Here is a 9,232-nt window from a genome sequence, read left to right as displayed (position 1 = left end):
CCGATCCCCTCCGCGCTGCAACGCGGAGGGGATTTCCGCTTTTACCGAGTAGTACCGAGATGAACGAGTTTCTCCGCCGCATCGCCCTGCAGCCCAGGCTCCGCCTGGAGTTGCTGCTGTCTTCGCTGTTGATCAACCTGCTCGGCCTGGCCAGCTCGCTGTACAGCATCCATGTGCTCAACCGCTACCTGGCCCTGGGGGTGGACGCCACCCTGCTGACCCTGACCCTGGGCGCACTGCTGGCGGTGGGCTTCGAGGTGCTGCTGCGCAACGCCCGCCTGCGGGTGGCCCAGTGGCTGTGCGCCCGGGCCGACACCGAGCTGGGCGAGACCCTGTTCGAGAGCAGCGCCCGTGGCCAGTACGCGCTGGTGGAGCAACTGCCCCACAGCGCCCGGCGTGAGATTCTTTCCGGGCAGAGCACGGTGCAGCAGTGCTTCGGCGCGCCGAACCTGGTGACCCTGCTGGACACGCCCTTCGCCTTCGTCTTCGTGGTGGTGCTGGGCATGCTCAGCCCCTTCCTCGCCGGCATGACATTGCTGGTGATGGCCGGCGTGGCGCTGGTCTCGCTGCTGGCCCAGCGCCGGCTGCGCGAACCCATGGAGGCGCAGAGCCGCATCGCCATCCAGATGGCCGGCTACCAGCACAACCTCACCGCCGGCGGCGAGATGGTCCGCGCCTTCTCGGCGGCCGATGCGCTGAAGGAAAAGTGGCGCGCCTGCGCCGACGACCAGGCCGAGCAGCGCGCGCAGCTCAACCGCCTGCAGAACACCATGCAGAACGCCAGCTACGCCGGGACGCTGATCCTCGGCATGGTGATCATGGGCCTGGGCGCCCGCCAGGTGCTGGCGGGCAACCTCGATGTCGGCTCGCTGATCGGCTGCAACATCCTCGCCAGCCGTGCCCTGGCGGCGCTGACCCGGGCCCTGGGCCTGGGCGAGCAGATCGGCCGTGGCCAGCGCGCCCTGGACCTGGTGCGCCAGCTCTGCGCCATCCCCCGCGAGCGCGCCGAGGGCGTGCGCCTGGGGCAGATGCAGGGCGCCCTGCGCTTCGAGGACATGGCGTTCTCCTATCCCAAGCAGGCGGTGCCGGTGCTGGAACACTTCGACTACCAGTTGGAGGCCGGCAAGGTGCTGGCCTTCACCGGTGCCAACGGCAGCGGCAAGACCACCATGGCGCGGCTGCTGGTGGGCCTGCTGGAACCCCTGCGCGGGCACCTGCTGGTGGACGGCATGGACCTGCGCCAGGCCGACCCGCAATGGTGGCGCCGACAGGTGGCTTACCTGCCACAGGAGCCGCAGTTCTTCGACGGCACCCTGCGCGAGAACCTCTGCGTGCTGGCGCCGGAAACCCCGGACGCGCGTGTGCTGGAGCTGTGCCGCGAGCTGGCCGTGGGCGCCTTCGTCGAAGGCGGCGCCGAAGGCCTGGGCTTGGCCCTGCGCAACGGCGGCGCGAACATTCCGCTGGGCATCCGCCGGCGCCTGGCGCTGGTGCGCGCGGTGCTGGGGGAGGGGCGCCTGGTGGTGCTGGACGACCCCACCGAGGGTGTCGACGCCGAGGGCTGCAAGGCCATCGCCGCGCTGCTCAGCCGCCTGGCCCGGGAGGGCCGCACCCTGGTGATGATGAGCAACGAGCCCTTCATCCTCGGGGCCGCCGATGCGGTCATCGACCTCAACCACAAGCCGGTGCCCCGCGTGCTGCGTGAACCCGCCCGCGAGCCCGCTCGCGCAGGAGCCAGCCATGTCTGAACAGAGCCTGCCCCTGGACGACCAGCCGACCCGCCTCGGCCGTGCCGCCGACCGCCTGTTGGGCACCTTCGAGAACCATCCGTTGCTGCGCCGCCTGGTGGGCATCTTCCTGCCGGCCCAGGGCGATGCATTGCCCGGCGACGAGCTGCTGGGCAGCCGCCTGACCATCCGCCTGCTGGCGCTGCTGCTGGGCGCGTTGCTGTTGTGGTCGGCGCTGTTCACCCTGGACATCGCCAGCCACTCCACCGGCGAGGTGGCCTCGATGGGGCAGACCAAGCTGGTGCAGCATCTGGAGGGCGGCATCGTCCGTCGCATCCTGGTGCGCGAGGGCCAGCGCGTGGCGGCCGGTGAGCCGCTGGCGGAGGTGGAGCGCGTCTCGACCCTTTCCGAGGGCCGCGAGACCGAGGCGCTGCTGAGCTCGCTGCGCATCCGCGCCATCCGCCTGGAGGCCCAGCTGGCCGGTGCCGACGAGATGCAGGTGCCGGAGGAGCTGGCCAAGGACTACCCCGAGCAGGTGAAGGTCAACCGCGACCTGTTCGTCGCCCAGAAGAGCCGCCTGGCCGGCCGCTACGAGGAGCAGCAGCAGAAGATCCTCCAGCGTGATGCCGAGGAGAAGGAGCTGAAGGCCCGTAGCGCGCACCTCAGCGCCAAGCTCAAGCTGCTGCGGCAACAGATCGCCATCAGCGAGAAGCTGATGAAGGAAGGCCTGGCCAACCGCTACGAGCACCTGGAGCTGCTCAAGGACGAGGAGCAGCTGCGCGGCACCCTGCAGGAAACCCAGGCGTCCCTCGGCCGCGTGCTGGCGGCCCAGCGCCAGGAGCAGGCGGCGCTGACCTCGCTGGATTCCGGCGGCAACGAGGAGCTGCAGAAGGAATTGGCCGAAGCACGCCGGCAGATCACCGAGCTGCAGGAGCGCCTGCGCAAGTTCTCCGACAGCCGCGAGCGGCAGGTGGTGCGTTCGCCCATCGAGGGCGTGGTGATGACCTTGCAGGTGGTCACCGAGGGCGGCGTGATCCAGCCCGGCGGCACCCTGATGACCCTGGTGCCGGCGGACGAGCCGCTGACGATCGAGACCCGCCTGCCGGTGGGTGACATCGGCATGGTCAACCTCGGCCAGCAGGCGCGCATCCAGCTGGTGTCCTCCATCGCCCGGGGCTTCCAGCCCATCGATGGCGAGGTGGTGGACATCAGCCCGGATTCGGTGCTCGACGAGCAGAAGGTGCCGTACTACCGCGTGCGCATCCGCCCGGCCCAGGACGCCTTCGTCCACCGTGGCACCCGCTACCCGTTGCTGCCGGGTGTGCCGGTGAGCGTGGCGATCCTTACGGGCGAGCGTTCGCTGTTCAACTACATCGCCGGGCCGCTTACCGATGGCATGCACCGGTCGTTCAGCGAGCCGTGATGGGGCGGGACGATCCCCTGGGGGGTTCGCTCTCCAGGGGCGGAGTGGTGGGCTGAAGCCCACCCTACGGCGGTTGTGTCCTGTGGTGATCAGGGCAGGCGGCGGTACATCACGTCGCTGCGCAGCACGTACTTCACCCCGGCGGTGATGGGCGCGCCCTGGTGCATGATCGGGTGGGGGAACACCAGCAGCATGCCGGCCTCGGGGCGGATGCTGTCTTCGCCACGGAACTGGGTCTCGCCGCCTTCGTAGTCGTCGTTGAGGTAGAGCAGGAAGGTCAGCTGGCTGATCTCGTCCTGGCTGCGGCGGTAGAAACCGTCGCGGTGCCACTTGAAGTACTGCTCGGGCGTGTAGCGGTAGAAGCGGAAGCGCTCGTTGAGCCCCACCAGCCCCCATTCGTTGTCCAGGCAGGCCGGCAGCCAGGGACGCGCGCGCTCCAGCAGCTGGCTGGCCAGCGCCGGGTCGTCGAAGAGGATGCGGTCGTTGTTGCGGATGTTCTTGTGGATCTCATGCGCGCCGTCGCGCATCTGGATGGCCGCCTCCTCGTAGCCCATGGCTTCGCTCATGCGAATGTGTGCCTGGCATTCCTCACGGGTGAGAAAGCCGTGGATGAGAAAGCGGGCGATGCCGAAGTCGGTCTTTTCCATGTCCTGTCCTTGCCGGGGGCGGCCCCCTCGTCCTTTAACCGCGCGGCCGCGAGCCGCCGGCGGATGCTAGGGCGCGGCGGCGTGGCTGTCGAGACGCGGATGCGGAGGCTGTGACGGACTCTAGTGCGATGCGTTGTGCTCGACCTCGGTGAGCTGCCGGGTGCCGCTGGCCACATCGTAGATATGGAAGTTGTGCATCAGCCGGCCATAGAGATGCAGGCTGACGGCGCGTGGGCGTTCGGTGGGCACGCCGGTGATGTGGATGTGGTCGGGGTCGGGCACGAAGCTGGTGACGGCGCCGCTGGGCAGGAGGATGACGCCGCCGCGGGCGAGCTCGATGCCCTCGTCGCGGTTGCGCTCGCTGTTCATGCAGATGTAGCTGCGCTCCTCGAGCACGCCTTCGACGATACCGACCACGCCCCAGCTGCCGTGGTCGTGCACCGGCGTCCATTGGCCGGGCATCCACACCAGGGCGTAGAGCGAGAGGTCGTCGTTGGCCGAGCGGTGGATGAGGTTGCGCGCGTAGTGCGTCGGGTCGCTGCGGTAATGCTCGGGCTCGAGGAAACCGGGGGCGTTGTGGATCAGCTCGGCCATGCAGGGTGCGAGGGCGGCGACGCAGTCGCAGGGGGCGGGTTGCTGGTGACTCAGTTCGGTGGCGTGTTCGATGAACCAGTTCAATACGGACTTCGGCATGTGCGGCACCTTCCAGTGGTTGCGCTCAGCTCGTGGCTGAGGCCGATGCTGTTTCGCCGGTGGGCGAGGGCAGGGTCATGGCGATGCCGGGGTCGCCGGAATCGCCTCCGCACTGACTGTAGACGGTTTGCGCGCGGCTGCCGTGGCGCGCCGGGACGGGCGGTCAGCGAGCGAAACGGCGTGCGCCGGCGACGCAGAGGATGACCGCCAGGGTGACGCCGAGCATGGCGGGGCTGACGTCTTCGTGCAGCAAGCCGGCCGCCAGTGCCAGGCCGAAGAAGGGCTGTAGCAGTTGCAGCTGGCCGACGGCGGCGATGCCGCCCTGGGCGAGGCCGCGGTACCAGAAGACGAAGCCGATGAGCATGCTGAACAGCGAGACGTAGCCGAGGCTGAGCCAGGTGGGCAGGCTGATTGTGGCGAGGGAGGGCGGCAGGTACATCAGGGTGGCGATGGCCATGATCGGCAATGACAGGACCAGCGCCCAGCAGATCACCTGCCAGCCACCCAGGGCTCTCGACAGCTTGGCGCCTTCGGCATAACCGAGCCCGCAGACGACGATGGCCAGGAGCATCAGCAGATCGCCCTGGGGCGATGCGGTGAGCCCCTGGGAGAGGGCGAAGCCGACCACCAGCAGGCTGCCCAGTACCGAAAAGGCCCAGAAGGCGGCCGCTGGACGCTCCCCGCCGCGCACCACGCCGAATAGGGCGGTGGCCAGGGGCAGGAGGCCGAGGAAGACGATGGAGTGGGCGGAGGTGACGTATTGCAGGGCCAGTGCGGTGAGCAGGGGGAAGCCGAGCACGACGCCCAGCGCGACGACGGCCAGGGGCAGCAACTGTTGGCGGGTGGGGCGCCGCTCGCCGGATGCCAGCAGCAGGCACAGGGCGAGGAGGCCGGCGATGCTGGCGCGGGCGACGGTGAGGAAGGTGGGGTCCAGTTCCTGCACGGCGAAGCGTGTGGCGGGCAGCGAGCCGCTGAAGATGAGCACGCCGATGAAGCCATTGATCCAGCCGCTGGCGGAGGGGGCGGCGAGCGTCGGGGTGTTGGGGAGGGCTGCTTTCATGGTGGCTCGCTGTCCGTGCTGGTTCTGGGGGAGTGGCCCGCTGCGGCGCTTGGCCGGCTTGCGTGGGGCGGATGCTATGACCAAGAATCAGCACAATCAAAATATTGTCATGGATACATCTGATGCCACGCTCCCGCTACAAGGCCCTGGTTGATGCGTTTGCCGCTGATATCCGCTCCGGGCGCTTGTCGCCGGGTACACGCCTGCCGACCCATCGCCAATTGGCGGCGGAGCAGGGGCTGGCGTTGGTCACCGCGTCCCGCGTCTATGCGGAACTGGAGACGATGGGGCTGGTGAGCGGGGAGACAGGGCGTGGAACCTTCGTCAGGGAGGTGTCGCTGCCGCCCGGGCTGGGGGTGGATCAGCAGGACGTCGAGGCCGGGATGATCGACCTCAATTTCAACTACCCCTCGGTGCCGGGGCAGGCGGAGCTGTTGCGCACAGCACTGCGCCAGTTGGCGCTGAGTGGGGACCTGGAAGCGCTGCTGCGCTATCAACCCCATGGTGGGCGCCTGCACGAGCGCGCGGTGATGGCCCGTCATCTGATTGGCCGGGGGCTGGAGGTGGCGGCGCAGCAGGTGCTGATCGTCAACGGCGCCCAGCACGGGCTGGCGGTGGCGATGATGGCGCTGCTGCAGCCGGGTGATGTGGTGGCGGCGGATGCCCTGACTTATCCCGGCTTCAAGGTACTGGCGGAGGCGTTGCGGGTGGAGCTGGTGGCCATTCCCTGTGGCGCTACAGGGCCGGATCTCGCTGCCCTGGAAAGGCTTTGCCGGGAACGACCGGTGCGGGTGCTCTACACCATGCCGACGTTGCACAACCCGCTGGGCTGGGTGATGCCGATCGAGCAGCGGGAGCGCCTGGTGGCGATCGCACGGCGCCATGAACTGCGCATCATCGAGGACGCGGCCTATGCCTTTCTCGCCGAGGGGGCGCCGCCTCCTGTTGCGGCATTGGCGCCAGAGCGGACGGTCTATGTATCCGGGTTCTCGAAAAGCGTGGCGACGGGATTACGGGTTGGTTTCGTGGCGGCGCCTGCATCCCTGGTGCCGGCACTGGAGCGCACCATCCGTGCGACCGCCTGGAATACAGCGGGGGTACTGACGGCGATTGCCTGTGGCTGGGTGGAGGACGGCACCGTGGCCCGGTTGGAAGCGCAGAAGCGCGAGGACGCCCGGGCCAGGCAGGCACTGGCCGGTGAGTTGCTGGCGGGGTTGCCGGTGGTGCGCCATCCCGATTCGTATTTCCTCTGGTTGCCGCTAGCGGAGGATGCCCGTGCCGATCAGGTGGCGATGGCGCTGATGCGCGAGCAGATATCGGTGTCGACTGCCGAGCCTTTCGCCATATGCCCCCAGGTGCCCCATGCGTTGCGGCTGGCATTGGGCTCGGTGGAAATACCGGTGCTGCAGGGAGCGTTGGCGCGGGTGAAGTCGGTGGTGGAGGCGCACCTATAAAGGAGGGCGTTTCAGAGGTCGACGGTTTCCACCCGTTCTACCCGGTCGCGCTGGCGCTTGGCGCGGTAAAGGGCCTTGTCCACCGCTTTGAGCAGGACTTCGAACTGCGGCGCGCTGCCAATGGTGCCTCTGTCGGCCAGGCCGGCGCTGAAGCCGATGTGCAGGGGCAGGGTGGGGGAGACGGGGTCGCGCCTGAGGGTGTCGCGCAGGCGGGCCATGAAATTCTGCGCCTGCTGGATATCGGTATGAGGGAAGAGCAGGAGGAATTCCTCGCCGCCCCAGCGCACGAAGATGTCGCTCTGGCGCTTGAGGCGGTTGACCGTGTCGGAGAAGGCCTGCAGGGCGGCGTCACCGGCGGCATGGCCGTACTGGTCGTTGATCGCCTTGAAGTGGTCGAGGTCGATCATGGCGACGGCCATGGGGCTGCGTTGCTCGGCGGCCTGAGCCCATTCCCGATCGAGGATGGGGGCGGCGCCGCGGCGGTTGAGGGCGCCGGTCAGGGTGTCGGTGATGCTCAGTTGCTGCACGTGCTGACGCAGTTGCTCCTGGAGCATCAGCGCGTAGCTGAGGGTGAACAGGAACGAGACCATGAAGTCCATGAACAGCGCGTTGATGGAGGGCAGGTCGGGGCGGTCGAAGGGCAGCGGCGGGATCGGGTGCAGGGTTAGCACGATCAGCGTCCAGCCATGGAAGAGGATCAGCGCGGACTGCCCGGCGAGCAGGCCCCAGGCACCGCGATAGCGCTTGCGCAACTGGAGGGTGATGTTCAGCTGCAGGGCGATGGTCAGGCTGATGGCCAGTGAGAACCACGGAATGATGTAGCTGCCGTGCAGGGCGATCACGGCGACGACTCCGTAGAGCAGGGCGGGGCCGAAGCCGATCTTCAGGTGCCAGCCGCGACTGTCGCTGCGTTCCATCAGGTGATAGAGGGCGAGGGTGTGGCTGCCGATGGCCATCAACAACAGCGCGGTGCCGGCGACGAAGGTCACCGCTGGCGGGAACAGGCCGAGCCAGGACAGCGCGCCGGCGGCAATGCCTGGTTGCATCAGGGCGACGAGGCGGTAGGCGGCCAAAAGCAGGTCCCCGGCTATCCACCAGTGCAGCGATGAATTGCCCTTGCCCAGGCCGACGTAGGACAGGCAGAGGAGCAGCATCGTCATGAGGCCGAACGGCGTGATGATCAGGAGCAGGGTAACGGGGTCGTTCAGCAGCATCGGAGGTTGCGCTCGGCGCGAGGGATTGAGCCTGGATGACGCCATTATGGCAGGGCGGCTGTAGGAAGAGCGCTCGCGTGCTGATGCGGCTGCCTGTGGCGCGCTGGGGATGGCGGGGTGGAGGGCTCGCTGCCATCTCCATCCCCTCTATATATAGATAAGGCGTGGCTCAGCAGGTGCTCAGTTGCTGGCGCTCCTTGCAGATGCGCTCGTAGATCTCTTCGCGGTGGACGGCGACATTCCGCGGGGCTTCGATGCCCAGCTTGGTCTGCGAGCCTTGGGTGGCGATCACTCTGACGACGATGCCGTCCCCGATCTGGAAGTGTTCACCGACTTCGAATGTCAGCTCCTGCATGGAGGTTCCTCTTCTATATGGCTGTGCCGGGTTGGCAAACGGTTCCGGGCTTTGAGTGGTTTGGCGGCCATCGGTTCAGTGAATCGAATGGCTGGCTTGCCAGGAAGCGGCGGCTGTCGCACTCCAGGGCGCTCTCGCGAAAAGATTTCAATAAAGTGTTGACGTGCCGTTTCTGATCCCTATAATGCGCACCACTTCCACAGTAGAAGCCAAGAAAAACCTCTTGTAAATCAAAAGGTTAAGTAATGGTGGGGTGGTTTGATCTAGGTCGAATCGATGTGGTGGAAGGGTGGTGCCAGGTTGGGTTTTGGTGTCGCCAGCGACCTTCGAATGAGTTCGAAAGAAGCTGAAAAAGAGGTGTTGACAGCGAGTTGAAACGCTGTAGAATTCGCCTCCCGCTGATGTGAAGCGAAAGATTCACGGAAAGCGCAAGTTGTTGAGTAGAAAGAAAAAATTCTTCGAAAAACGGCTTGACAGATAGAAAGGCTGCTGTAGAATGCGCGGCCTCGGTTGAGACGAAAGACTTAATCGAAATTGCTCTTTAACAATTTGAATCAAGCAATTCGTGTGGGTGCTTATCCCGCTGGGTAGGGTGGATAACGCTCTTTTATCCACCGAGCGGAGCCCATCCCAGCACCACTGCTAACCCGTGGAAATTCATT

Annotated in this window: 8 protein-coding genes; 3 read left to right on the top strand and 5 right to left on the bottom strand. The window is 66.7% G+C overall.

Annotated elements, in window-relative coordinates; all coding sequences use genetic code 11:
• The first annotated feature begins 59 nt into the window (after positions 1–59).
• Both RTW82_RS25920 and RTW82_RS25915 read left to right on the top strand, forming a co-directional pair.
• Positions 60–1,745: an ATP-binding cassette domain-containing protein gene (locus RTW82_RS25920; protein ID WP_184488087.1), complete on the top strand. Its 1,686-nt coding sequence runs from the start codon at positions 60–62 to the stop codon at positions 1,743–1,745.
• Positions 1,738–3,147 (top strand): HlyD family type I secretion periplasmic adaptor subunit, encoded by a 1,410-nt coding sequence (locus RTW82_RS25915; RefSeq protein WP_316926885.1) that lies wholly within the window; start codon positions 1,738–1,740, stop codon positions 3,145–3,147. Before RTW82_RS25920 ends, RTW82_RS25915 begins: the two co-directional genes overlap by 8 nt.
• Positions 3,148–3,236: 89 nt before the next feature.
• Here RTW82_RS25915 and RTW82_RS25910 read toward each other — a convergent pair whose 3' ends face one another.
• The 3 genes from RTW82_RS25910 to RTW82_RS25900 form a co-directional block, all read right to left on the bottom strand.
• Complete coding sequence (locus tag RTW82_RS25910; protein ID WP_316926884.1) at positions 3,237–3,794, bottom strand: 2OG-Fe(II) oxygenase; 558 nt, start codon at positions 3,792–3,794, stop codon at positions 3,237–3,239.
• A gap of 120 nt (positions 3,795–3,914) precedes the next feature.
• Positions 3,915–4,487: a cysteine dioxygenase family protein gene (locus RTW82_RS25905; RefSeq protein ID WP_316926883.1), complete on the bottom strand. Its 573-nt coding sequence runs from the start codon at positions 4,485–4,487 to the stop codon at positions 3,915–3,917.
• A 163-nt stretch (positions 4,488–4,650) separates the two neighbouring features.
• Positions 4,651–5,547, bottom strand: coding sequence for a DMT family transporter (locus RTW82_RS25900; RefSeq protein WP_316926882.1), 897 nt, complete (start codon positions 5,545–5,547; stop codon positions 4,651–4,653).
• A gap of 122 nt (positions 5,548–5,669) precedes the next feature.
• Between RTW82_RS25900 and RTW82_RS25895 the strand changes: the two genes are divergently transcribed.
• The gene (locus RTW82_RS25895) at positions 5,670–7,001 is read left to right on the top strand and encodes a PLP-dependent aminotransferase family protein (RefSeq protein ID WP_316926881.1); all 1,332 of its coding nucleotides are present in this window, start codon (positions 5,670–5,672) and stop codon (positions 6,999–7,001) included.
• 11 nt (positions 7,002–7,012) lie between these two features.
• Here the strand turns inward: RTW82_RS25895 and RTW82_RS25890 are convergent, their stop codons facing one another.
• Both RTW82_RS25890 and RTW82_RS25885 read right to left on the bottom strand, forming a co-directional pair.
• Positions 7,013–8,215: a GGDEF domain-containing protein gene (locus tag RTW82_RS25890; RefSeq protein WP_316926880.1), complete on the bottom strand. Its 1,203-nt coding sequence runs from the start codon at positions 8,213–8,215 to the stop codon at positions 7,013–7,015.
• Positions 8,216–8,384: 169 nt separating this feature from the next.
• On the bottom strand, positions 8,385–8,570 hold the full coding sequence (locus RTW82_RS25885; RefSeq protein ID WP_021219945.1) for a carbon storage regulator: 186 nt from the start codon (positions 8,568–8,570) through the stop codon (positions 8,385–8,387).
• Positions 8,571–9,232: the final 662 nt, after the last annotated feature.

The organism is Pseudomonas sp. zfem005 (assembly GCF_032621735.1).
In the GTDB taxonomy this organism is placed as follows: Bacteria; Pseudomonadota; Gammaproteobacteria; order Pseudomonadales; family Pseudomonadaceae; genus Metapseudomonas; species Metapseudomonas solani.
Note: the sequence above shows the minus strand (reverse complement) of the source record. Positions and strands in the feature narration are given on the sequence as shown.

Coding starts and splice junctions, on each gene's coding strand:
- RTW82_RS25920 (WP_184488087.1), top strand. CDS start 60: ATGAACGAGTTTCTCCGCCGCATCGCCCTGCAGCCCAGGCTCCGCCTG.
- RTW82_RS25915 (WP_316926885.1), top strand. CDS start 1,738: ATGTCTGAACAGAGCCTGCCCCTGGACGACCAGCCGACCCGCCTCGGC.
- RTW82_RS25910 (WP_316926884.1), bottom strand. CDS start 3,794: ATGGAAAAGACCGACTTCGGCATCGCCCGCTTTCTCATCCACGGCTTT.
- RTW82_RS25905 (WP_316926883.1), bottom strand. CDS start 4,487: ATGCCGAAGTCCGTATTGAACTGGTTCATCGAACACGCCACCGAACTG.
- RTW82_RS25900 (WP_316926882.1), bottom strand. CDS start 5,547: ATGAAAGCAGCCCTCCCCAACACCCCGACGCTCGCCGCCCCCTCCGCC.
- RTW82_RS25895 (WP_316926881.1), top strand. CDS start 5,670: ATGCCACGCTCCCGCTACAAGGCCCTGGTTGATGCGTTTGCCGCTGAT.
- RTW82_RS25890 (WP_316926880.1), bottom strand. CDS start 8,215: ATGCTGCTGAACGACCCCGTTACCCTGCTCCTGATCATCACGCCGTTC.
- RTW82_RS25885 (WP_021219945.1), bottom strand. CDS start 8,570: ATGCAGGAGCTGACATTCGAAGTCGGTGAACACTTCCAGATCGGGGAC.